This window comes from Corynebacterium sp. LK2537 (assembly GCF_040946485.1).
In the GTDB taxonomy this organism is placed as follows: Bacteria; Actinomycetota; Actinomycetes; order Mycobacteriales; family Mycobacteriaceae; genus Corynebacterium.
The window spans coordinates 539044-560568 of sequence record NZ_JAYWLQ010000001.1 but is presented as its reverse complement, the minus strand read 5'-3'; the positions used below and the strand labels follow the sequence as shown (position 1 = coordinate 560568).

The window sequence follows — 21525 nt, the reverse complement described above, 5'->3', positions numbered from 1 at the left end:
CGTGAGTCTTAGGCAGCGGTAGGTGAGAGGAGACGGTTAGCTGTTTAGTACTGCTTTGATGGCGTCAAGGGTGGCATCAATGTGCGGGATGGTGCCAGCTACGTGCGAACCAGCATCATTCGGGAGGAAGGTGACTTGTGCACCGCGGTCGGCCCACTCTGCCGCCAATTGTTCGGCTGTATCAAAGGGAATAACGTCGTCGCCACGGCTGTGTGTGATGATTACCGGGACTGTGGGGGCTCGGTGGCCGATATGTTGCTCCGCAAGAATCTGATTATAAGGAGCAGTGTCGATGAGCTCGTGAACGTCAGCGCCGTCGGCGGTGAGCCCGGAGATGGTCTGTCCGGAATAGAGCCCGAGGCCCAAGGTGCACGTGTTTGTGGCGTTGCGGAGGACTTTCTGTCCGCGGGGGCTGAGCTGGTCATTGAAATCGATGCCGTAGCTCTGGGACAGGCCGAGTAGAGCGAAGAGTTCGAAAAGGAAATACGTAGTCCCGTCGAGGGCTGGTGGCAAAAGAGTCAGATCTGCTGGGGCGGCACCGACTGTTGCGAGCTTGACGTTGAGTTCTGGGGCGTAGGAGTCATACTGCTCCGCGGCGCTGGCGGTCGCGCCGCCGCCCTGTGAGTAGCCGTTGAGGAAAACGGGATTCTCCGGGCCCAAATCCCAGCCGTCTAGTTGCTGCGCAGCGCGTACGCTATCGAGCACGGCGTGGGCTTGGCTGAGGCGGTCCATGTAGGTATGCAGGCCGGGAGTGCCAAGTCCTTCATAGTCAGTCAAGACCACTGCGTACCCCTCCTTGAGGAGGCTTTCAAAGAAGAGCTGTTCGTAGTCGCCCACGCCTTCGGCGATTTTGCGCGATGGCGAGCAGTGGTCGGCTACGCCCTGGGTGCCGGGGGCGTAGGCGACCACGGGACGTGGCCCGTCCCCCATCCAATCCTTCTTCGGCTCGATGACGATCCCGCTGACTGGAATGGGCTCTCCCTTGCGGTTGGTGGAAGAGTAGAGGATGCGTTCCGCCTTGTAAGGGCCGATGTTGGTAATGCCCAGCGTGTTTAGGGGGTTTCGCACCGAGGAATTCCGGAACAATTGTCCTGGGGAAGAACCATCCAGGTCCACTGGGTCGTGGTAGAAGGATGAGTAGGCATCTCCAGTGCTTTTGTCGGCCCCACGGGAGTGTAAGCTAGGCGAGTTGTGGTTCATTTCATCCGCGGCTTCGCGGACCTGCTCAGAAGTGTCGGGGGACTGGTCAGCAACGGGATCGGAAAGAGCGTCATGGCCCAGAGCGGATTCGGGTAGCTCGGCAGTAGGAGCGGCGTGAGCGCTGACGTTGGTGGCCACCAAAGATGACGTGAGCAGAAAAGCCAGGATAGGCCGCGTGAGGCGGCGGGATGCAAGCATGTATGGATTCCTTTTCCAGGTAGGCGTGCCGTTCGTTAGGCATGCGAGAAACAAGAGATCCGCGGGTGAAAGGTTCCCGCGGCAACTGTCATTATGAGTGTTGCAAATGCTAAGTACAACCGTTGTATGGCAAAACTATGGACAGATCCCGTGCGGTTTTCGCGCTCAGTCGGGGGGGGGTAGGGCGGGCCCTACCGTGAAATTGCGTGCTCGCCCTCTTCTGCGCGGTCGCGGTGCGTGGCGGGATTGTGGCTATGACTTCGACTTCCTTTTTCCGCCGCGTTCCGTGGCGCACGTTTGGGTGGGCGCTGCATGCTGTCGTCCACGTGGTTATTTTTGTCTTCGTCTTGCCGTATGCCGCGGCGAAGGTGATTCTGCTGCAGATGGGGGTGGTCGATTACCCGCAGCTGCTGATTACGGTTGGGGAGAAGTCCCCGATGGGGCTGTTGTGGACGTTCATGGCCTTTAGCCCGTGGGTGCAGTTTCTGGCCGGTGCTGTGGAGCTGCTCGCCGCGGCGCTCGTGCTGTGGCGGCGCACGGCGTGGCTGGGTGGCCTCATCGGGGCGGTTTCCCTCGGGTGGTGTGGCTGCTGAACTTGACCTTCGACGTGCCGGTCAAGCAGGGATCCTTCGTCCAGATGGTGCTCTTCCTTATCGTCCTAGCGCCCTGGGTGCCGCGCGTGCTGGCCTTCGCGCTGGGCCGTTCCGTGCCGAAGATGCAGGTTCCGCGGCTTATCCCGTGGCCGCGGGTGCACAGGTTTACGCGCTGGGTTCCGCCCGTGGCGGCGGCCGTGCTGTTGGTCGCCGGTCTGGTGGCGCCGGCTGTGCTCGTGCCCAGGCAGTTCGCCACGGTCCACGAGGATCTGGCTGGCGTGTGGCAGGTCGCCCAGGACAGCTCGGAGCCCGCGCCCCAATTGCTTGACGATGCCCGCCTGTCCACCGTGGCCCTCGGCAAGCAGCAGGTGGCCAGCGGGCCGGCGCTCGAGCAGCTGGACGCCGACCCGGGCGAGTTCGCGGGGGCGACCGTCCGCCGCGCCAACGGGGACCTGCAAGCCGGCTTCTACCGGGTCGATGACAGCGAGCCGGGCCGCCCGCGCCTGGATCTGTACCTGCTGGCCCCGATGGCCGACGACGAGCAGAACTTCGGCGCCGGCGAAGAATTCGCGGACGAGTACCACCTGCGCTACCGCCTCGTGGACGGGCAGCTGCAGCTTGACGATGCCGCCCACCAGCTCACCCTGCGCCCGTCGGATACCGGCAGCCTGCTTATGGACCGCGGCTTTAGGTGGCAGGGCACGCCGCTGAACCGCTAGCTGTGCCGGGGAGGGCTTTAAGCGCATTTTAAGGCGCTCGCGATGCCTTGTTTTCGCTGGGCGCGGGCTACTATCTAGGGTGTGGCACGAGCAAAGCATGTGGCGAAGGCGCTGACAATCGGTAAAGTCCGGCAGGGATTGGGGCGGTTGCGCTCCAACTGGATGTATATCATCCAGATTGGCCTGGCGGCGGGCCTGGCCTTCGGCTTCTCGCACTACGTCATCGGGCACGCGCTGCCGTTTTTCGCCCCGATGTCGGCCGTCATCGTCTACTCGGCCGCCGGGGACCGCGTGCGCAAATCCATGGAGCTGGTCGTCGGCGTGACCCTCGGCGTCGGCGTGGGCGACGGGCTCATCTACTTCGTGGGCACCGGCGCCTGGCAGATCGCGGTCGGGGTGGCCGTCGCCGTGGCCCTGGCGACCTTCGTCGACCGCGGCGCCTTGGTGGCCAATCACGCGGCCTTCGCCGCGGTGCTCATCGCCACCATCCTGCCGCCGGAGACCTCCGGGGGTACCGACCGCATGGTGGACTCCCTGGTCGGCGGCATGGTCGCACTGCTGGTCATGGCGCTGGTGCCGGCCTCGCCGCTGCGCAACGGGCGCCGCGAGGTCGCGCGCATCCTGGGGCTGACCGGCTCCATCCTGGACGAGGTCGCGCAGGCCACCCACGCCCGCGACGCCGCCGGCATCGCCCGCGCCCTGGAGCGCGCCCGCGGCAGCCAGGCTAACATCAACAAGATGATCGCCGAGGCCAACAACTCCCGCGAGGTGGTCTTCGCCTCCCCGCTGCTGGTCAAGCAGCGCGAGGACATGCGCGTGCTGCTGGGGCTGCTCAACAACGTCGACAACGCCATGCGCAACACGCGCGTGCTCTCCCGCCGGGCGCACGTCGCGGTGCTGGATAGCGAGCCCATCACCGACGAGCTCATCGAGCTGCTGCGCGATGTCGCCGAGCTGACCACCCAGCTCTCCGACGCCATCCTGACCGACCCGGACTTCGCCGATTCGACCAAGATCTCCGAGCTGACCACCGGCCTGCGCCGCCTGGCCGCCCAGACCGGGGTGGAGCTGGTGCACGCCCAGGACATCTCCCGTGGCATTTCCACCACGGTCATGCTGGCACAGGTGCGCTCCCTGCTCGTCGACCTGATGGGGGTGTGTGGCTATACCCACGAGGAGGCATCGTCGGCGCTGACCCCAACCACGCCGACGCCGGGCTACAAGCCCAACGTCTGGAAAGGCGATTGTTAACTTAGTCGAAAGCTAAAATTCAAGGCGCGGTTACGAGCGGCCCCTAGAGTGTGCGGGCGTACCGACTCTCTCACACTCGAATGGATTCTTGTTATGGCTCACCGCCGCTACCGCTCCGTTGCCACCATCTCCGCGCTCACCCTGTCCCTGTCCACCCTCGCCGTACCGACCGCCCTGGCCGACGACGGCCTCTACCGCGGCCACGTCGAGGTCGTCCCCGCCGCTGACGATGCCGTCCGCGACACCCTCACCGGCACCGTCTTCGACGACACCAACCGCAACTCCACCCAGGACGACGACGAGGCCCCCATCGAGGGCGTGGCCGTCTCCAACGGCCGCGAGGTCGTGACCACCGACGCCGAGGGCCGCTACGAGATCCCGGTCGACGAGAACACCACCGTCTTCATCACCCAGCCGGCCGGCTACCAGGTGCCCGTCGACGAGGCCAACGCCGCGCAGTTCTACTACAACCACGTCCCGGAAGGCTCCCCGGAGCTGAAATACGGCGGCATCGAGGCCAGCGGTGGCACGCCGGAGGCCGTCAACTTCCCGCTCGTGACCGACCCGGACTCTGCGCTGGACAACCAGCGCTGCCTCATCGGCGGCGACATCCAGACCTACGACAAGGACGAGGTCGGCTACGCCCGCGCCGGCGCGTTCACCGATCTCAGCCAGCGCGACGACTTCACCAACTGCGGCGCGCTGTTTATCGGCGACGTCGTCGGCGACGACCTCTCCCTCTACCCGGACACCCGCGAGCTGACCGGCATGCTCAACGCGCCGGCGCGCTTCCTGCCCGGCAACCACGACCTGGACTTCGACGCCGATGCCGAGCACAAATTCGACACCTTCCGCCAGGAATTCGGCCCGGCCTACCACTCCTACGACGTCGGCAACGCGCACATCATCTCCCTGGAATCCGTCGAGTACCCCGTCGACGGCGAGCAGTACAACGGCGCACTCGATGCCGACCAGATGGCCTGGCTCCGCGCCGACCTTGAGCGCACGCCCGAGGACAAGGTCATCGTCCTGGCCTCCCACATCCCGCTGTTTTCCTTCTCCGACTCCGGCTCCGCCCGCCACCAGGTAGACCAGGTCAAGGAGATCGCCAAGCTGGTCGAAGGCCGCGAGACCATCGCCGTTAGCGGCCACACCCATGCTGTAGCCAATATGCGCGCCGGCGACAGCACCCAGGAGTGGAAGGACACCCTGGGCGTGGACGAGCTGCCGTTTACCAACATCGTGGCCGGCGCCATCTCCGGCGACTGGTACTCCGGCGAGATGGGCGAGGGTGGCGTGCCGAAGTCTTACGGCCGCGACGGCTCCAAGCCGGGCGTGCTCACCCTGGACATCAACGGCTCCGAGGTCAGCGAGTTCTTCACCCCGGTCGGCGGCAACCAGAACGACCAGATGAACGTCTCCCTGAACACCCCGCGCTACCGCGAGTGGTACGACGAGACCATCGAGTACGACGGCTCCCAGGCCAAGAAGGGCGGTGACCTGCCGGCCTTCGATAACCCGGAGCAGGTGGGCGCCGAGGAGCTGGGCGAGTCCTACCTGACCACCAACTTCTTTATGGGAGCTACCGGCTCCACCGTCGAGGTCTCCTTCGACGGCGCCGAGGCCGTCGAGGCCGAGCGCACCCAGCCGATGCAGGGCGAGGAGCAGCGCTACGGCGCCGAGTACTCCGACCCGCTGGCCGTGCAGGCCCAGGCCGTCCACGGCGGCAGCATCGCGGACCGTGCCGCCCACATCTGGCGCGCGCCGCTGCCGGAAGACCTGGAAGAAGGCACCCACACCGCCCAGGTCACCGCGACCGACGTCCACGGCAACACCTACACCAAGGACTACGAGTTCGTCGTCGGCGAGGCTGGCCAGGACGACCAGGACGGCCAGGACGGCCAGGACGGCCAGAGCTCGGACGGTTCCTCCGCCGGCTCGTCCGACGGCTCGTCCGCTGATCTGAGCAGCGGCTCCAGCCGGGGCGGCACCGTCGCCGCTATCGTGGGCCTGGTCGGCATCATCGCCGCGGTCGGCGGCGCGCTGAGCAACCCGGCGGTTATGGATCAGCTGCGCGGCTACGCCCGCCAGCTGGGTATCCGCCTGTAAACATCGGGCATGCGCTGGGCAAGCGGCAGGTCGCGAGGCAGGGGAGTGGCCCCGGACTTTGGTTAAGGTCTACTTGGTCACACTTGCCTCGAAAATTTGGGTAGGGTTGGCTAACTCGGAGTAGCTTAAAAGGTGTTATAAGCCTTTGGTGCGCGGCTTCGACGACACGCACCACCGACCGAAAGGACGATGGCCATGCCAGCCATTGCTTCCCGGGCCCAGCGCCCGCCCCGCGGGAGGCGGGGGACCTCACTCGTTTTAACCGCCGCGAACGTGGAGCACCTGCGCCAGGCAAACGCCCCGCTGGCCAATCGCATGGCCGAACTGGGCCTGCGCGCCGGGGCGCAGGCCGAGATTGGCCCGGCCGTGGCGGGCGGATCGCGCATCGTGAGCGTCGGCACCTGCCGCTACGCCGTCGATGCCCACACCCTGCGCCTGCTGGAGGTGCTGGCATGACCACCGCAACCTGCCACGGCAACCCGGGCGGGGCGCTGGCCCCGGAAGGCTCGCCCATCGTCGCGCTGGTCGGCGCGCCCAACTCCGGCAAATCCACCCTCTTTAACGCCCTGACCGGCGCCCGCGCCCAGACCGGCAACTGGCCGGGCACGACCGTGGAAATCAGCCGCGGCGCCTGGCGCCTGGGTAAGGACGCCCAGGCCGACGTCATCGACTTCCCGGGCGCGTACTCCCTCGATCCGCTCAGCCCCGACGAGGCGCTGACCCGCGACATGTTGCTCGACGCCCCGCCCTGCCACCGCCCCGATCTCGTCATCGTGGCCGTCGATGCCACCGCCGTCGCCCGCGGCCTGAACATCGCCTTCCAGCTCGCCGGCGAGCCCTACCGGATTATCGTCGCGCTGACCAAGCTGGACGTGGCCCAGGCGCGGGGGATGCGCGTGGACGCCGACGCGCTGGCGGCCGCCACCGGACTGCCGGTGGTGGCAGTCGACCCGCGCCGCCGCGACGGGATGTCCCGCGTACGCACGGCCGCGAACGCGGCCCTGGCAAGCAGCCCGGAGGTGCTGCGCCCGGACGACACCCCCGACCAGCGCTTTATCGACCTGGACGCCGCCGCCCGCGCCGCGGTCAGCCAGGACCACGAGGTCACCACGTTTACGCAGCGCCTCGACAAGGTGGCCCTGCACCCCGTGGCCGGCCCGCTGCTGTTTATGGCCGTGATGTGGCTGGTCTTCCAAATCACCACCACCGTGGCCGGGCCCCTCCAGGACGGGCTCGAGGCGCTTGTCTCCGGGCCGGTCTCCGGCGCGGTCACCGCGGCCCTCGGCGCGCTCGGCTGGGACCACCCGCTGGTCACGGGCCTTATCGTCGACGGCCTCGTCGGCGGCGTCGGCATGGTGCTGACCTTTGCGCCGCTGATGGCGCTGATGTTTATCTGCCTCGCGGTGCTGGAAGACTCCGGCTACATGGCCCGGGCGGCGGTGGTCACCGACCGCGTCATGCGGGCCATCGGCCTGCCGGGCAAGGCGTTTATCCCCATCGTCGTGGGCTTTGGCTGCAACGTGCCGGCGATTTCCGCCACCCGCGTGCTGGGCACCCCGCGCCACCGCATCCTGACCTGCCTGCTCATCCCGTTCACTTCGTGCTCGGCGCGCCTGGTCGTCTTCGTGATGCTGGCCAGCACTTTCTTCCCCGCGCACGCCGGGTCCGTGGTCTTTGCCATGTACGTCATCTCGATTGCGCTGGTCGTACTCACCGGCCTGCTGCTGCGCCACACGCTCTGGCGCGCGATGCCGTACGAGCCCCTGGTCATCGACCTGCCGACCTACCAGATCCCGACCCCGCGCCTGGCGCTATCGGTCATGTGGACCCGGCTCAAGGGCTTCTTGCGCACCGCCGGCGGCATCATCGTCGCCACCGTCGTGGTGGTCTGGATGCTCATGGCCCTGCCGGTCTCCGCCGCCCAGCTGGATGAGGCCAGCGCCGGTGAGCTCGCCGTCGAAGACTCCGCCTACGGCGCGCTTGCCGATGCCGCCGCGCCCATCTTCGCCCCCGCCGGCTTCGATTCCTGGTCCCTGACCGGGCCGCTGGTCACCGGCTTCGTGGCCAAGGAAGCGCTGATTTCGACCTGGGCGCAGACCTACTCCGTTGACGACGTCACCGACGCCGCGCCCGACGAGCAGGCCCACAGCAGCCTGAGCGAACACGTGCGCGCCGACTTCGACGCCGCCTCCGGCGGCCACGCCCGCGCCGCGGTCTGGGCCTACATGCTGTTCTTGCTGGCCTATACCCCCTGCGTGGCCACGCTGGCGGCCCAGCGTAGAGAAATCGGCTGGCGCTGGACCATCTTCGGCTTCGGCGTGCAGCTGGCCCTAGCCTGGACGCTATCTGTGGCGGCTTTCCAGATCCTGCGGTTGTGGTTCTAATGACTACCGCCCAGACTTCTCCGTTGGAAACCGTGCGCGAGCTCATCGCCCGCGGGGTCACCTCCCGCGCCGAGGTCGCCGCGCGCAGCGGGCTGGATGCCGGCGTCGTCGACGCCATCCTCGATCACCTGCTGGCCACCGGCGGGCTCGTGCCCGAACCGGTCTCTGGCTGCCCGTCCAGCGGCTGCGGCGGGTGCGCGGCCGCGGGCACCTGCCCCAGCGCCGCGGGCGGGGCGCGCCGCGGGCCGGTGCTACTCAAACTGATTAACTAATGAGGCCCTCTTCGCGCAGGAAGTCGTAGGCGACGGTGGCGTAATCCTCGCCGTCGACGTCCACGCGCGCGTTGAGCTGCTGCATCCGCTCGTCGGTCAAGATATCAGAGAGGGGAGCCAGCAGCTCGGCGATTTCGGGGTTTTCCTCGATAACCTCGGTGCGCACGACCGGGGCCATGTTGTACTTGGGGAAGAAGCCCTTCGGATCGCTCAACACGTGGAGATCGAGCGCGTCGATGCGCCCGTCGGTTGCAAAGACCGAGCCCAGGCGGCACTCGCCGCGGTCGAGGGCCGCGTACACCGCGCCGGAATCCATCTCCAACAGGCGCTCCCGGCTGGGCTGTTCCACGCCGTAGGCATCCAGCATGGGCATCAGGCCGTCGTTGCGGGCGATGAACTCCGCGTCCGAGCAGATGGTCTGTTCCTCGACCGGCAGCTTGGTGATGTCGTCCAGCGACTCCATGCCGTATTCCTGCGCCGTGTCCTCGCTGACGGCGAGCGCGTAGGTGTTGTTCATTGGCGCCGGCGGCAGCCAGGTCAGCCCATTGGCGGCATCGGCGTCCTTGACAGCTTCGTATTGTTTCTGGGTGTCCGGGATCGGATCCGTCTTACCCAGGTAGGTAATCCAGGCGGTGCCGGTGTACTCGAACATCATGTCCATATCCCCGGCCACCAGCGCCTGGCGCGCCGAGGTGGAACCCGGCACGTTGGTGAGATCCTCGACGTCGGCGCCGGCCGACTGCAGCAGGATGGCGCCGATCTTGCCCAGGATGATCTGCTCGGTGAAGTTCTTCGAACCGATGGAGACGTGGGTACCTGACAAATCGATAGCCGAAAGCTCCCCGTCGAGCTCGGCCGTGGGTACGAAACCGCCCGCGGTGCCCAGCCCACAGCCACCCAAGGCCAGCGTGGGCACGAGACAGGCAGCGGCGATTAGCGTGCGAATTTTCATGCGTTCATCCCCTTCGGAGTCAGGGCCACTTCCAGCAGGCGGCCCACCCATTCGACGGCCAGAGCCAAGGCCGCGATGAGCACCGCGCCGGAAACCAGGATGGAATTGCGGTACAGGTTAATGCCGGTAGTGATCAGCCCGCCGAGCCCGCCCGCGTCGATGAAGGTGGCGAAGGCGCCGGCGCCGACCAACAGCACCAGGGAGGTGCGCACGCCGGTCATGATGACCGGCAGCGCCATGGGCAGCTCGACCTTGAGCAGGACCTGGGCCGGCGACATCGACAGCCCGCGGGCGGCCTCCACCAGCGCGGGATCGACCCCGCGCAGGCCGGCCACCACGTTGGCGAGCACGGGCAGGAAGGCATAGACCCACAGGCCCGCAATCGCCACCGGCGGGCCGAAGCCCAGCCAAATGGCCAGCAAAACGATGACGCCGATGACCGGGGCGGCCTGCCCGATATTGGCCAGGCCGGTAGCCAGCGGCGCGAGGAACTTCGTGGCCGGGCGCGTGAGCACGATGCCCAGCGGCACCGCCGTGACCACCACCAACAGGGCGGTCACCGCCACGATCTGGAGGTGCTCGAGCGCCAGATAGCCGACGTTAGACAGGTCCAGGGTCCGCGCCTCGATGTCGTCGAGGTCCGCCGCCGAGTGCCAGATAAACCAGCCGATTAGCGCGGCCGCCACGAGCACCGGGATGCCTATCAATAGCAGGCGGTTTTCCGCCGAGGTGTGGGTTAGCTTTTCTTTCATTGCTCGCTGTCACCCGCCTCTGCCTTCAGGGTGCGTACGTAGTCATTGACGGTGTCGTAGAGCAGCACGCCAATGAATTTTCCGCGCCGGGTGACCATCGCGCCGCCGTGGGAGGATACGAGCATGGCCGACATGGCATCGCTCAGCGTGGAGCGGGCACCGACCACCGAGGACAACTCCACGGTGGGCTCGGGCAGGACCCGGTGGCGCTGCACCTGGCGCAGGGTGACCCACTCGCGGGGCCGATCCTTGTCATCGAGGACCACCACGGTGTCCTCGCCGGCGGCGCGGACCCGGGCGACGACCTCGTCGGCCGGCTCGCCGATGCGCGCGACCGGCGCATCCCACAAGTCCATCTCCTCGACGCGCTTCAGGCTCAGCTGCTTGAGCGTCGAACCGGAGCCGATGAAGTCCTCGACGAACTCGTTGGCCGGGGCGGCCAGGATGTTTTCCGGGGTATCGTACTGCGCGATCTGCGCGCCGGGCTGCAGAATCAGGATGCGGTGGCCGAGCTTGACCGCCTCATCGATGTCGTGGGTGACGCACACGATGGTCTTGCCCAGGTCCGACTGGATGTTGACCAGCTCGTCCTGCAGGCGGGTCCGCGTAATCGGATCCACGGCGCCGAAAGGCTCGTCCATCAGCACCACGGGCGGGTCGGCCGCCAGCCCCCGGGCCACGCCCACGCGCTGCTGCTGGCCGCCTGAGAGCTCCCGGGGGAAGCGGTCGCGGTAGACGGAAGGATCCAGGCCGACCATGTCGAGCAGCTCGTCGACGCGCTGGGCGATTTTCGACTTCGGCCACTTGAGCAGGTGCGGGACGATGGCGATATTATCCGCCACCGTCATGTGCGGCATTAGGCCGCCGCCCTGGATGACGTAGCCGATTTCGCGGCGCAGGCGCGTCGGATCCTTGGCCGTGGCGTCCTCGCCGTTGATGAGGATCCGGCCACTGGTCGGCTCGACCAGGCGGTTAATCATCTTCAGCGAGGTGGTCTTGCCGCAACCCGAAGGGCCGACGAAGGCCACGAGCTCGCCGCGCGGGATGGTCAGCGACAGGTTGTCGACGGCCGGTGAGCCCTGGCCGGGGTAGGACTTGGTGATGGCGTCGAAGACGATCTCGGCGCCAGTAGAACGGTCAGTCATGCGGAAATCCCCTTCGAGGTCGTGAGTTTCTGGAGTCCGGCGAGGCAGGCGTCGACCACCAAGGCGACGATGACCACGCCGAGCGTGCCGACGAGCGCGTAGTTGAGCGCGTTGGCACCGCCGATCTGGCTGAGGCCGGAGTAGATATAGCTACCCAGGCCAGGGCCCAGCGCGTAGGCGGCGATGGCGGCCACGCCCATCGACAGCTGCGTCGAGACGCGGATGCCGGTCATGATGACCGGCCACGCCAGCGGCAGCCGCACGCGGAACAAGACCGCGGCCGGCGACATGCCCTGCCCGCGCGCGGATTCCACGACGGCCGGGTCCACGCCCTGCAGCCCAACGATGGCGTTGCGCAGGATGGGCAGCACCGCGTAGAAGACCACCAGCGCTACCGACGGGACCGTGCCGATGCCGAAGAGCGGAATCGCCAGGCCCAGCAGGGCCAGCGAGGGCAGCGTCAAGCCGATGGACGACAGCGCGTTGGCCGCGGCGGTCGCCTTCGACGAGCGCGTCACCAGCACCGCGATAACGAGCGCGATGACCAAGGCCACGGCCACCGACTGGACGACCAGGCTGGTGTGCTGGAAAGCACGGAAAGCGATGTCCTGCCACCGGGCTCCGATGAATTCTCCGAGACCGTTCATGGGGTCAACCCTTCACGAATAAACAAAGATAAAACCATATTCCCAGCATACAGGCCTACGCGCGGCGGGCTGGGTCCGCGATCTGGTTTGGCGGTGCGATGCCTAATATCCTTTTTAGCTAACAAACCCGTCACATCCAGTAGAAAGAGTAGACATGCACGCTACTGCCGAACCCCGGCCGCTTGCCCTCAAACAGGTGGTCCCGCTCATGGTCGCGTTGCTGGCGGCGGTCTTCGCCTTCCAGCTCAACGCCTCCATGCTCTCGCCCGCGTTGGCCACCATGGAAGCCGAGCTGGGGGCGACGACCTCCCACATCGGCATGACGCAGACGGCGTTTTTCACCGCCGCGGCGCTGTTCTCGCTCTTCCTGCCGCGGTGGGGCGACCTCATCGGCCGTCGCAAGGTCCTGGTGGGCATGATGACCGTCACCGGCCTGGGCTGCCTGGTCGCCGCGCTGGCGCCGAACGTGACCATCCTGCTGCTGGGCCGTGTTATCCAGGGCGTGGCGGGCCCGACGGTGCCGCTGACGCTGATCATGCTGCGCCAGCAGGTCGCCAACGAGAAACAGTACGCCCTGCTGCTGGGCGTGTTGACCTCGGTTAACGGCGGCATCGCGGGCGTGGACGCCCTGGCAGGCGGCTTCCTGGCGGACCACTTCGGCTTCCGCTCGGTCTTCTGGACGATGGCCGTCGTCTGCGCACTGGCCGCTATCGGCGTGCGCGGCTGGACGCAGGAATCCGTGGCGGACGCGACCATCTCCATGGACTGGGCGGGCATCGCGCCGCTGGCCGTGGCGCTGGGCTGCGTGCTCACCGCCTTCAACGAGGCCGGCAAGCTTGCCGATGCCAACTGGCTCCTCGTCGTTATCCTCCTCGCGGTCGGCGTGGTCTGCCTGGTGGTCTTCTGGAACATCGAAAAGCGCGTGCGCCACCCCTTAGTCACCGTCGACTACCTCAAGCAGCGCCGCACCTGGGCGCTGCTGTCGACCACTTTGCTGACGATGACCGGCGTCTTCGCCGTCATGAACGGGCTCATCCCGAACCTGGGCCAGGACGCCGAGGTCGGCGCCGGCATGAGCGCGGACGTCGTCTCCTTCTACACGCTGACCCCGTACGCGCTGGCCGGCCTGGTCTTCGGGCCTATCGCCGGCTGGATGGCCGCGCAGGTCGGCTACAAATTCGTGCTGCAGACCGGCCTGGTCGGCACGGTCGTCGGCCTCATCGTCACGGTCTTTATCGTGGGCAACCCCGGCAAGCTGTCGCTTTTGTTCGTCTCGCTGTTTATCGGTATTACCTACGCGGGCATTGCCAACATCATGCTCAACGGGCTGGGCATCGTGCTGTCCCCGGCGGACAACCAGGGCTACCTGCCCGGCATGAACGCCGGCGCCTTCAACCTGGGCGCGGGCCTGAGCTTTGCCATCCTCTTCGGCGTGGCCGGCTCCTTCGATTCCGGCTACCACGCGGGACTGGTCACCGGCTGTATCATTTTGGCAGCGGCGTTGGCCATGAGCTTGCTCATCCCGAAGCCGGAATCCATAGGCGACACGGTCGCAGCCGCCAACCACGACCAGGAGATTGGTAGGAGAAGATGACCAAGATAATTCTGGACTGCGATCCCGGGCACGACGATGCCGTCGCCCTGCTACTGGCCCTGGGCAACCCCGGCATCGACCTGCTGGGCGTGACCACCGTCGGCGGCAACCAGACCTTGGACAAGGTCACCCGCAACGCGCAGGTCGTCCTGGAGCTGGCCGGGCACACCGAGGTGCCCGTCTACCCGGGCTGTAGCCGTCCGCTGGTGCGCGACGTCGAGGTCGCCGAGGACATCCATGGATCGACGGGCATGGACGTGCGCGGCATCGAGCTGCCGGAGCCTTCCGTGGCGGTCGAAGACGGCCACGCGGTGGATTTCCTCATCGATACCGTCATGTCGAACGAGCCCGGCACGGTCACCCTGGTGCCCACGGGCCCGCTGACCAATATTGCGCTGGCGGCGCGGAAGGAACCGCGCATCGTTGAGCGCGTGCGCGAGGTCGTCCTCATGGGCGGCGGCTACCACCAGGGCAACTGGTCCGCGGTGGCGGAGTTCAACATCAAGGTCGACCCGGAGGCCGCGCACATCGTCTTTGGCGAGGCCTGGCCCGTGACCATGGTGGGCCTGGATCTGACCCACCAGGCGTTGGCCACCGCCGAGGTCGAGGAGCGCTTCCGCGCGATGGGCACCGAGCTGGGCGACTTCGTGGTCGGGCTTTTCGGCTTCTTCCGCGAGGCCTACCGCGAAAACCAGGGCTTCGACGACCCGCCGGTCCACGACCCGTGCACGATTGCCTACCTCATCGACCCGGCCATCGTGCGCACGGTCAAGGCGCCCGTCCAGGTGGAGCTAAGCGGCGCGCTGACCACCGGCATGACGGTCACGGACTTCCGCGCCCCGGCCGGCGATGATTGCCACACCCAGGTCGCCACGACGCTCGACCACGCGGCCTTCTGGGACCTGGTCGTCGACGCCGTCGGCGCCCTTTCCGGTTGCGAGGACTAGCGGGCTGATTTAGAGTCGGCCCCATGACATCGGGGGATTGTTTGCAGCGCTTCCTGGCTGCCAGTGCGCAGCCGGGCATCGCTGTCATTGAGGGCGCCTGGCACGCCGACTGGGCCAGCCTGCGCGCCGACATGACGCAGAATCAGGACGAGGTCGAGCGCGTCATCGGCCTGGCCCAGACGCTGTTCGGGACCGTCCAGCATCGCCGCCGCCAGCGCCGCGTGCGCGCGAACGCCGAGCGGCTAGGCCACGGCCTGCAGGTCCTCGACGTGGTCTGCGGGGTGCTGCGGCGGGTGAAAAACAAAAACGACGCCTGGCGCATCATGGAGGAACTGTCCGGCCTCGAGCTGGGCGCCGCCGGCATGCGCCGGGCAGCTGCCCGGAAGGTCCGCGCCGCCGCGCCCAAGCCGGAGCCGGTGCCGGGCGTGGTCTATACCCGCTCCACCGCGGGCCTGTGGGCCATGCGCCTGGTCGCCGATGCCGGGCTTGTCGCCGACATCAAAGCCCACGTCAAAGACGTCGAGGACGCCCGCGCCCTGTTCACCGGGGAGGGCGGCGCCGAGCGCGCCCACGTCACCACCAACGTGGTGCTCAATCTGGAAGACTTCGGCGAGCTGGTTTCCGGCGGGGCGGGCGAGGACATCGCCGTCCAGCTGACCAACGGCGCGGTCATCAGCGGCGCCGAACTGGTCACCCGCGCGCTTGCCGATGCCGGCTACGTCGGCGTCTTCGACCCCGTCGCCGGGCCGGTCAACCTCTACCGGGACAGCCGCCTGGCCTCCTGGAAGCAGCGGCGCCTGGCGACGATGGAACACCCCGTCTGCGCCTGGCCGCAGTGCCTGGCCGGCGCCGACGAATGCCAGGTCCACCACATCCGGCCCTGGTTTTCCGGCGGGCCGACCAACCAGGACAACCTGGCCACCTTGTGCCCGCACCACAACGGCGCGAACGAGGACGGCGTGGACAACCCGAAAAAGCGCGGGCGCCTAGCCCGAGTGCACGGCAAAACCGTCTGGGTGCCGCCGGAGCGCCCGCCCGATGTGCCAGCCGCCCGGGCCTAGAAGGCCCGCGTTCAATAGCGCGGACCGAAGGCGCGGGCCCGAAGCCAAGAACCGGGAGCACAGCAAACCTGAAGCACGACAAACACGGCAAAAACGACAAAGACGAGGCGTTCGTGGGAAAAATTGCCCACGAACGCCCCGTCGGCGTGTCTAAGCGCGGCTAGACGCCTTTTGACCAGTGGGGCCAGCGGGGCTCGAACCCGCGACCAACGGATTATGAGTCCGTAGCTCTAACCGACTGAGCTATAGCCCCGTTCAACCGCGCGCAGCGCTGGTAGCTAGTGTAGCGGGGCGGCGGTAGCGGGTGAGACACTGGGGGTGTGGTGCCAGCCGCGCGTGCGGGGTGGTTCTAAAATCGGCAGTATGACGGTCGAAGAGGTAGACCCCCTAATCACCGCGCTGTACCGCTGGTCCGATGTCAGCGGCGTGCTGCTGATGGGAATCATCGGCGGCACGATTGCGCGCCAGCGGGGCTACGATATCGTGGGCTTTTTCTTCATCGCGCTGTTCTCGGCGCTGGGCGGCGGCATGATCCGCGACGTGCTGATTAACCGCGGCACCGTCGCCGCCATGAGCGAGCCGGAGTACCTCATCCTGGCGTTTACCGGCGCGCTCATCGCCCGCTTCGTCTACTTTAAAGGCAAGACCTGGGAGTTTTTCGAAGTCCACGGCGACGCCCTGGTCTCGGCCCTGTGGGCGGCCACCGGCGCGGTCAAGGCCATTACCTACGGCCTGCCGGTCCTGCCCTGCATCATGATGGGCGTGTTCACCGCCACGGGCGGGTCCATGATCCGCGACACCGTCACCGGGCGCACCCCGGCCGTCTTCGGCGACAACCGGCCCACCGTCATCCCCGCGGTCGCCTGCGCCGTCACGGTCCTCATAGCGCACCAATTCGGCTTCATGGCCGTGGGCATGGTGGTCGGGCCCATCATCAGTTTCGTACTCACCTTGTGGGGCTACTGGGGTAACTGGCGCGTCTCCACGAACCAGGAATGGGCGCCGGTGAATGATACGGCGGCGCAGATGGCATCGTTGGCTAAGAAGGCCGAGCACAAGGGCCGGGCCGTGGGCCGGAAGCTGGAGCCGGGCAAACTGCGGCGGTGGCGGCATCGGCAGATGGAAAAGGCCCTTAAGCGGCGCATCGAGGCCGAGGTGCGCAAGGGTGCGCGCCGCACGGACGCGGAGACCGCCGCCGACGAGTTCATGGAGGAATTCACCTCCGAATTCGCCGCCGTCGACCCCACCGCGCTCGACGATGCCCCCGTCGACGACAGCCCCGAAGACCAGGGCCTGCTGTCCGGCATGGGCGTCGACCTGGCCGGGGACTCCTACGACAGCGATGACTCCGCCCACCGCGATATGCTCGACCGGATCTTGGCCGACGACGACCTGACCGACGAGCTCATCGAACGGCTGGTCAAGCGCTACGAGCAGCGCGGCGAGTAAAAACCTGAAAACAGCCAGCAGTTGGGTGGCATTAAACGTTCAGGTTGACGGTCTAATTTGGCTGATATGAACCTGAAATACTACCTGTTCCAACTGTGGGGAATCCTGGTCGATCACGGCCTGCCCCTGTTGGGCATTGTGCTAACCGCGGTGCTTATCCCGCGGATTGGCCGGCTCGTGGTGCGCATCATCGAAAGCCGGCTGGACCAGGAGGAAGAAGCCACCAAGGCGCGCCTGGCGCTGGTCGGGGCGCTTGTCTACGTCGGCGAGGTCGTGGCCTACTTCTTGCTGGTCGTGGCGGCCCTGTCGAATATCGGCGTGCCGCCGCTGGGCGCGGCCATCCCCGCGACCGTGGTCTCTGCCGCCGTCGGCTTCGGCGCGCAGTCCATCATCGGTGATTTCCTGTCCGGCTTTTTCATCCTGTCCGAGAAGCAGTTCGGCGTGGGCGACTACGTCAGCTTCGACGGGGCGACGGGCATCGAGGGCACGGTCGTGGCCCTGACGCTGCGTACCACCAAGGTGCGCACGCCCACCGGCGAGGTCGTCACGGTGCCCAACGGCTCGGCCGGCGTGGTCACCAACTACTCCCAGGACTGGTCGCGTGCGGTGGTCAACCTCGCGGTGCCGGTCTCGACGGGGGAGAACCCCGCCGATATCACCGCGCAGGTCGAGCGGATTTCCCGCGAGGCGATTGCGGATCCGCAGATCGCCCCCGATGTCGTCGACGAAGTCGAGGTCCTGCCCGCCACCGGCCTGGAGGCCCCCACGGCCGCCGGCCAGCCCTGGCAGGTCAACTACCGCGTCATGGTGCGGGTCAACCCGGCCCGGCAGTGGGCCGTCGAGCGCGGCATCCGTTCCGCGCTGCTCAACGCCTTCTGGGACCACTACCACCTGGCCGGCGATGCCCCCGGCGAGCTGCCCGGCCCGGCCGTGGAGACTACCCGCCGCGAGGAGGCTGGCGATGCGCCGGCGCAGGAGGCAGCGGACGCCGAGACCGTGGTCCTGGCCGGTCCCGACGGTGCCACGCCGATGGAAGACCCCGCGGACGTGGCCGCCGACCAAGCGGCCCTGCAAGGCGACGACGAGGAGGCGCCGGCGGGGACCGGCAGCATCTGGCGCGACGACCAGCCCACCACGCGCTGGGGCAAGCTGGTGACCCTGGGCGGGCGGATTAGGACCTCGACGACGGGGCTCTTTGCGGCCCTGGCGGTCATCGGCATCTTGGCGTTGGCCTCGAGCAACCCGGAAAACGCCAGCGCCGGCTGGCTGTCGCCGGCGAACTGGATGCCGACGACGACGGAATCGGCGCCGGAGACTACGCCCGCCGAGGACGCGGACGCCGGCACGGGCACCGCGGAGGCCACGGAGCCGACCGCCGAGAATGCCGAGCCGCAGCCCGACGCTGCGACCGAGACCACCGCGCCGCAGGCCGAGCCGGAAGGGCAGGCGGGCGCAGCGGGCTCGGCGGGCTCGGCGGGCTCGGCGGATTCGGCGGGTTCGGCCGGCCAGGCGGGGCAGGGCGGACAGGCGCCGGCCGCCCAGACCGCCGAGCCCACGGCCACCCAGACCGAGACGGTAGAGCCCACGGCGGCCACCGAGACGGGTGACACGGGCCGAGGTGATACCTAGACTCGGGGTATGTCACAGAACTACCGCGTTCAGAATCCCAAGACCGACGAAATCGAGCAGACCTTCGAGTTCGCCACCGATGCCGCCATCGGGCAGGCGATCACCGACTCGACCGACTCCTTCCAGCACTGGCGCCAGACCAGCTTCGATGAGCGCGCGAAGGTCCTCAAGAACGCCGCGAACCTGCTGCGCGAGCGCGCGCCGGAGCTCGCCGAAATCGCCGCGACCGAGATGGGCAAGGAGCTGGGCTCCGGCATCGGCGAGGTGAAGTACTCCGCCAAGATCCTGGACTACTACGCCGACAACGGCGCCGCGTTCGCCCAGGACGAAAAGATCCCGCACAGCGGCGGCACCGCCATCATGCGCCGCCTGCCGGTGGGCCCGCTGCTCGGCGTCATGCCGTGGAACTTCCCGTACTACCAGGTCGCCCGGTTCGCCGCGCCGAACCTGATGGTGGGCAACACGATCCTGCTCAAGCACGCCGAAATCTGCCCGCGCTCCTCGGCGGCGTTCGCCCAGATCCTCACCGAGGCCGGGCTGCCCGAGGGCGCGTTCATTAACCTCTACGCCACCCACGACCAGGTCTCGACGATCATCGCCGACCCGCGGGTACGCGGGGTCTCCCTGACCGGCTCGGAGCGCGCCGGCTCGGCCGTGGCCGCGCAGGCCGGCAAGGCGCTGAAGAAGTGCGTGCTGGAGCTGGGCGGCACCGACGCCTACATCGTGCTGGACGCCGCCGACATCCCGGCCGCCGCCCGCCAGGCCTGGGACAAGCGCCTGGCGAACACCGGCCAGGCCTGCACCTCGAACAAGCGCATCATCGTCCTGGACGACATCTACGATGACTTCGTGGCGGAGATGGTGCGCATCGCGAAGCAGTACGAGCCTGGCGACCCGTTGGACGGGGCCGAGGGCAAGTACTACCCGCTGTCCTCGCGCGCGGCGGCCGAGACCCTGGACCAGCAGGTCAAGGAGGCCGTGGAGGCCGGCGCCACGCTGCACGTCGGCGGCGAGCTGGCCGAGGTCGGCGCCTACTACTCCCCGGCGGTGCTCACGGACGTGCCGGTCGGCTCGGAGTCCTACTACACCGAGTTTTTCGGGCCGGTGGCCGAAATCTACCGCGTCGGCAGCGAGGAGGAGGCCATCGCGCTGGCCAACGACTCCCGCTACGGCCTGGGCGGGGCCGTCTTCTCCGCGGACGAGGAGCGCGCCAAGCACGTGGCCTCCCAGATCGAGACCGGCATGATTCACGTCAACATCCCGCAGGCCTCGGCCCCGGAGCTGCCCTTCGGCGGGATCAAGAATTCCGGCTACGGGCGCGAGCTCTCGCCGCTGGCCATGGACGAGTTTGTCAACAAGCAAACCTTCTACGTGAATGAAAAGGAATAAATTCTAAGGTTGCGAAGTTTGCTCCCACATGGAGTCTTCGAATCTTTTCGCGCCCCTGGAACTCGGGCGCCACACCCTGTCCAACCGCATCACGATGGCCGCCATGACCCGCCAGCGCGCTGGGCGCAGCGGCGTGCCGACCGAGCTGCACACGCAGTACCACGCGCAGCGGGCATCGCTGGGGCTCATCGTGACCGAGGGGGTCTTCCCGTCGCTGGACTCGCGCGCCTTCCCCGGCCAGGCCGGCATCACTAACGATGCCCAGCAGGCCGGCTGGCAGCACGTCGCCGAGGCCGTCCACGCCGCCGACGGCGTGATGTTTATGCAGGTCATGCACGGCGGCCGCGTCTGCCACCCGAACCTGACCGAGGGGGCGGATCCGGTGGCCCCGTCCGCGATTTGCTCCGGCACCCAGATCCACACCTTCGACGGCAAGCAGGACGCGCTGACCCCGCGGGAGCTGGAGGCCGCGGAGCTGGAGCGCATCGTGGGCGATTTCCGGGCGGCGGCGCGCCGGGCTGTCGATGCCGGCGTCGACGGAATCGAGATCCACAACGCCAACGGCTACCTGCTGCACGAGTTCCTGGCGCCGTCGTCCAACCAGCGCACGGATGATTTCGGCGGCAGCGTGGAGGGCCGGTTGCGCTTCCCGCTGGCCGTCGCCCGGGCAGTCGTCGAGGAGATCGGCGCAGACCGCGTCGGCGTGCGCATTTCCCCGGAGCACAACGTGCAGGGCGTTATTGAAGACGATCGCGCGGACGTGGCGGAGGTCTACGGCCGCTTCGTCGACGAGCTGGCCGAGCTCGAGGTGGCCTACGTGTCCATCCTGCACGGCGACCCGGCCGACGAGCTGGTCGCCGACTTGGCTGGGCGCACCCGCCGCAACGGGCGCACGCGCGTGCTGATGAACAACGGGTTCGCCCAGCTGACCGAGCTGCCCGACGCCGAGGCCATGCAGCGGCTCGACTACGTCGATGCCGTCTCGGTGGGGCGCGAAATCATCGGCAACCCGGACATCGTGCGCCGCTGGAAGGAAGGATTGGCGCTCAACACCCCGGAGCAGGCCACCTTCTACGCCGACGGCGCCCACGGGTACACGGATTACCCCTTCGCAGACTAGCGCGTGCGGCGTGATCCGCCGCGGCTGACTCTGACGCATGGCAGGCGCATGACATCGGTCACGATCCGCTGTCCCAGCCTGCCGGCGGGCTTCCCAGGAGATAGGATAAGTTGC

At 67.5% G+C, this 21525-nt stretch carries 19 protein-coding genes and 1 tRNA gene; 14 read left to right on the top strand and 6 right to left on the bottom strand.

The window, feature by feature from the left end; genetic code table 11:
• Positions 1 to 36 precede the first annotated feature (36 nt).
• Positions 37 to 1398, bottom strand: a complete 1362-nt coding sequence (locus VVS03_RS02645; protein ID WP_368518949.1) for an alpha/beta fold hydrolase — start codon at positions 1396 to 1398, stop codon at positions 37 to 39.
• Positions 1399 to 1652: 254 nt separating this feature from the next.
• On the opposite strand from VVS03_RS02645, the gene VVS03_RS02640 reads away from it, so the two are divergent.
• The 7 genes from VVS03_RS02640 to VVS03_RS02610 all read left to right on the top strand — a co-directional run bounded on the left by VVS03_RS02640 (position 1653) and on the right by VVS03_RS02610 (position 8726).
• Positions 1653 to 1991 carry a hypothetical protein gene (locus tag VVS03_RS02640; RefSeq protein ID WP_368518950.1) on the top strand — a complete coding sequence of 113 codons (339 nt, stop codon included), beginning with the start codon at positions 1653 to 1655 and terminating at the stop codon, positions 1989 to 1991.
• Positions 1979 to 2710: a hypothetical protein gene (locus tag VVS03_RS02635; protein ID WP_368518951.1), complete on the top strand. Its 732-nt coding sequence runs from the start codon at positions 1979 to 1981 to the stop codon at positions 2708 to 2710. The genes VVS03_RS02640 and VVS03_RS02635 overlap by 13 nt, the downstream gene beginning before the upstream one ends.
• An 81-nt stretch (positions 2711 to 2791) precedes the next feature.
• Positions 2792 to 3961 (top strand): aromatic acid exporter family protein, encoded by a 1170-nt coding sequence (locus tag VVS03_RS02630; RefSeq protein ID WP_368518952.1) that lies wholly within the window; start codon positions 2792 to 2794, stop codon positions 3959 to 3961.
• Positions 3962 to 4054: 93 nt separating this feature from the next.
• Positions 4055 to 6070, top strand: coding sequence for a calcineurin-like phosphoesterase C-terminal domain-containing protein (locus tag VVS03_RS02625; protein ID WP_368518953.1), 2016 nt, complete (start codon positions 4055 to 4057; stop codon positions 6068 to 6070).
• A 195-nt stretch (positions 6071 to 6265) separates the two neighbouring features.
• Complete coding sequence (locus VVS03_RS02620; RefSeq protein WP_368518954.1) at positions 6266 to 6526, top strand: FeoA domain-containing protein; 261 nt, start codon at positions 6266 to 6268, stop codon at positions 6524 to 6526.
• Positions 6523 to 8454: a ferrous iron transport protein B gene (feoB, locus tag VVS03_RS02615; protein WP_368518955.1), complete on the top strand. Its 1932-nt coding sequence runs from the start codon at positions 6523 to 6525 to the stop codon at positions 8452 to 8454. Before VVS03_RS02620 ends, feoB begins: the two co-directional genes overlap by 4 nt.
• Positions 8454 to 8726, top strand: a complete 273-nt coding sequence (locus tag VVS03_RS02610; protein ID WP_368518956.1) for a FeoC-like transcriptional regulator — start codon at positions 8454 to 8456, stop codon at positions 8724 to 8726. The genes feoB and VVS03_RS02610 overlap by 1 nt, the downstream gene beginning before the upstream one ends.
• On the opposite strand, the gene VVS03_RS02605 is transcribed toward VVS03_RS02610, so the two are convergent.
• From VVS03_RS02605 to VVS03_RS02590, 4 genes are read right to left on the bottom strand one after another with little or no spacing between them, the layout of a single operon-like run.
• A complete protein-coding gene (locus tag VVS03_RS02605) occupies positions 8719 to 9678 on the bottom strand; it encodes a glycine betaine ABC transporter substrate-binding protein (protein WP_368518957.1) in 960 nt (319 codons plus the stop codon). The two genes, VVS03_RS02610 and VVS03_RS02605, sit on opposite strands and share 8 nt — an antisense overlap.
• The gene (locus VVS03_RS02600; RefSeq protein ID WP_368518958.1) at positions 9675 to 10430 is read right to left on the bottom strand and encodes an ABC transporter permease; all 756 of its coding nucleotides are present in this window, start codon (positions 10428 to 10430) and stop codon (positions 9675 to 9677) included. Before VVS03_RS02600 ends, VVS03_RS02605 begins: the two co-directional genes overlap by 4 nt.
• Positions 10427 to 11575, bottom strand: a complete 1149-nt coding sequence (locus VVS03_RS02595) for an ABC transporter ATP-binding protein (RefSeq protein WP_368518959.1) — start codon at positions 11573 to 11575, stop codon at positions 10427 to 10429. The genes VVS03_RS02600 and VVS03_RS02595 overlap by 4 nt, the downstream gene beginning before the upstream one ends.
• Positions 11572 to 12222 (bottom strand): ABC transporter permease, encoded by a 651-nt coding sequence (locus VVS03_RS02590; protein WP_368518960.1) that lies wholly within the window; start codon positions 12220 to 12222, stop codon positions 11572 to 11574. The genes VVS03_RS02595 and VVS03_RS02590 overlap by 4 nt, the downstream gene beginning before the upstream one ends.
• A gap of 154 nt (positions 12223 to 12376) precedes the next feature.
• On the opposite strand from VVS03_RS02590, the gene VVS03_RS02585 reads away from it, so the two are divergent.
• Genes VVS03_RS02585 through VVS03_RS02575 form a run of 3 tightly spaced genes read left to right on the top strand, consistent with a single transcriptional unit; the run spans position 12377 to position 15824 of the window.
• On the top strand, positions 12377 to 13816 hold the full coding sequence (locus tag VVS03_RS02585) for an MFS transporter (RefSeq protein WP_368534576.1): 1440 nt from the start codon (positions 12377 to 12379) through the stop codon (positions 13814 to 13816).
• Positions 13813 to 14763, top strand: coding sequence for a nucleoside hydrolase (locus tag VVS03_RS02580; RefSeq protein WP_368534575.1), 951 nt, complete (start codon positions 13813 to 13815; stop codon positions 14761 to 14763). The genes VVS03_RS02585 and VVS03_RS02580 overlap by 4 nt, the downstream gene beginning before the upstream one ends.
• Positions 14764 to 14786: 23 nt before the next feature.
• A complete protein-coding gene (locus tag VVS03_RS02575; RefSeq protein WP_368534574.1) occupies positions 14787 to 15824 on the top strand; it encodes an HNH endonuclease signature motif containing protein in 1038 nt (345 codons plus the stop codon).
• Positions 15825 to 16003: 179 nt separating this feature from the next.
• On the opposite strand, the gene VVS03_RS02570 is transcribed toward VVS03_RS02575, so the two are convergent.
• Positions 16004 to 16077, bottom strand: a tRNA-Ile gene (locus VVS03_RS02570).
• 110 nt (positions 16078 to 16187) lie between these two features.
• Here VVS03_RS02570 and VVS03_RS02565 point away from each other — a divergent pair.
• The 4 genes from VVS03_RS02565 (at position 16188) to VVS03_RS02550 (ending at position 21411) form a co-directional block, all read left to right on the top strand.
• Positions 16188 to 17273, top strand: a complete 1086-nt coding sequence (locus VVS03_RS02565) for a trimeric intracellular cation channel family protein (protein ID WP_368534573.1) — start codon at positions 16188 to 16190, stop codon at positions 17271 to 17273.
• 66 nt (positions 17274 to 17339) lie between these two features.
• On the top strand, positions 17340 to 18902 hold the full coding sequence (locus VVS03_RS02560; RefSeq protein ID WP_368534572.1) for a mechanosensitive ion channel domain-containing protein: 1563 nt from the start codon (positions 17340 to 17342) through the stop codon (positions 18900 to 18902).
• A gap of 9 nt (positions 18903 to 18911) precedes the next feature.
• On the top strand, positions 18912 to 20291 hold the full coding sequence (locus VVS03_RS02555) for an NAD-dependent succinate-semialdehyde dehydrogenase (protein ID WP_368534571.1): 1380 nt from the start codon (positions 18912 to 18914) through the stop codon (positions 20289 to 20291).
• Positions 20292 to 20319: 28 nt separating this feature from the next.
• Positions 20320 to 21411 carry an alkene reductase gene (locus VVS03_RS02550; protein ID WP_368518967.1) on the top strand — a complete coding sequence of 364 codons (1092 nt, stop codon included), beginning with the start codon at positions 20320 to 20322 and terminating at the stop codon, positions 21409 to 21411.
• The last annotated feature ends 114 nt before the right edge of the window (positions 21412 to 21525 follow it).

Bases quoted from the DNA above. Each gene is read 5' to 3' on its own strand.
- VVS03_RS02645 (WP_368518949.1), bottom strand. From the start codon at position 1,398: ATGCTTGCATCCCGCCGCCTCACGCGGCCTATCCTGGCTTTTCTGCTC.
- VVS03_RS02640 (WP_368518950.1), top strand. From the start codon at position 1,653: ATGACTTCGACTTCCTTTTTCCGCCGCGTTCCGTGGCGCACGTTTGGG.
- VVS03_RS02625 (WP_368518953.1), top strand. From the start codon at position 4,055: ATGGCTCACCGCCGCTACCGCTCCGTTGCCACCATCTCCGCGCTCACC.
- VVS03_RS02620 (WP_368518954.1), top strand. From the start codon at position 6,266: ATGCCAGCCATTGCTTCCCGGGCCCAGCGCCCGCCCCGCGGGAGGCGG.
- feoB (WP_368518955.1), top strand. From the start codon at position 6,523: ATGACCACCGCAACCTGCCACGGCAACCCGGGCGGGGCGCTGGCCCCG.
- VVS03_RS02610 (WP_368518956.1), top strand. From the start codon at position 8,454: ATGACTACCGCCCAGACTTCTCCGTTGGAAACCGTGCGCGAGCTCATC.
- VVS03_RS02605 (WP_368518957.1), bottom strand. From the start codon at position 9,678: ATGAAAATTCGCACGCTAATCGCCGCTGCCTGTCTCGTGCCCACGCTG.
- VVS03_RS02600 (WP_368518958.1), bottom strand. From the start codon at position 10,430: ATGAAAGAAAAGCTAACCCACACCTCGGCGGAAAACCGCCTGCTATTG.
- VVS03_RS02595 (WP_368518959.1), bottom strand. From the start codon at position 11,575: ATGACTGACCGTTCTACTGGCGCCGAGATCGTCTTCGACGCCATCACC.
- VVS03_RS02590 (WP_368518960.1), bottom strand. From the start codon at position 12,222: ATGAACGGTCTCGGAGAATTCATCGGAGCCCGGTGGCAGGACATCGCT.
- VVS03_RS02585 (WP_368534576.1), top strand. From the start codon at position 12,377: ATGCACGCTACTGCCGAACCCCGGCCGCTTGCCCTCAAACAGGTGGTC.
- VVS03_RS02580 (WP_368534575.1), top strand. From the start codon at position 13,813: ATGACCAAGATAATTCTGGACTGCGATCCCGGGCACGACGATGCCGTC.
- VVS03_RS02575 (WP_368534574.1), top strand. From the start codon at position 14,787: ATGACATCGGGGGATTGTTTGCAGCGCTTCCTGGCTGCCAGTGCGCAG.
- VVS03_RS02565 (WP_368534573.1), top strand. From the start codon at position 16,188: ATGACGGTCGAAGAGGTAGACCCCCTAATCACCGCGCTGTACCGCTGG.
- VVS03_RS02560 (WP_368534572.1), top strand. From the start codon at position 17,340: ATGAACCTGAAATACTACCTGTTCCAACTGTGGGGAATCCTGGTCGAT.
- VVS03_RS02555 (WP_368534571.1), top strand. From the start codon at position 18,912: ATGTCACAGAACTACCGCGTTCAGAATCCCAAGACCGACGAAATCGAG.
- VVS03_RS02550 (WP_368518967.1), top strand. From the start codon at position 20,320: ATGGAGTCTTCGAATCTTTTCGCGCCCCTGGAACTCGGGCGCCACACC.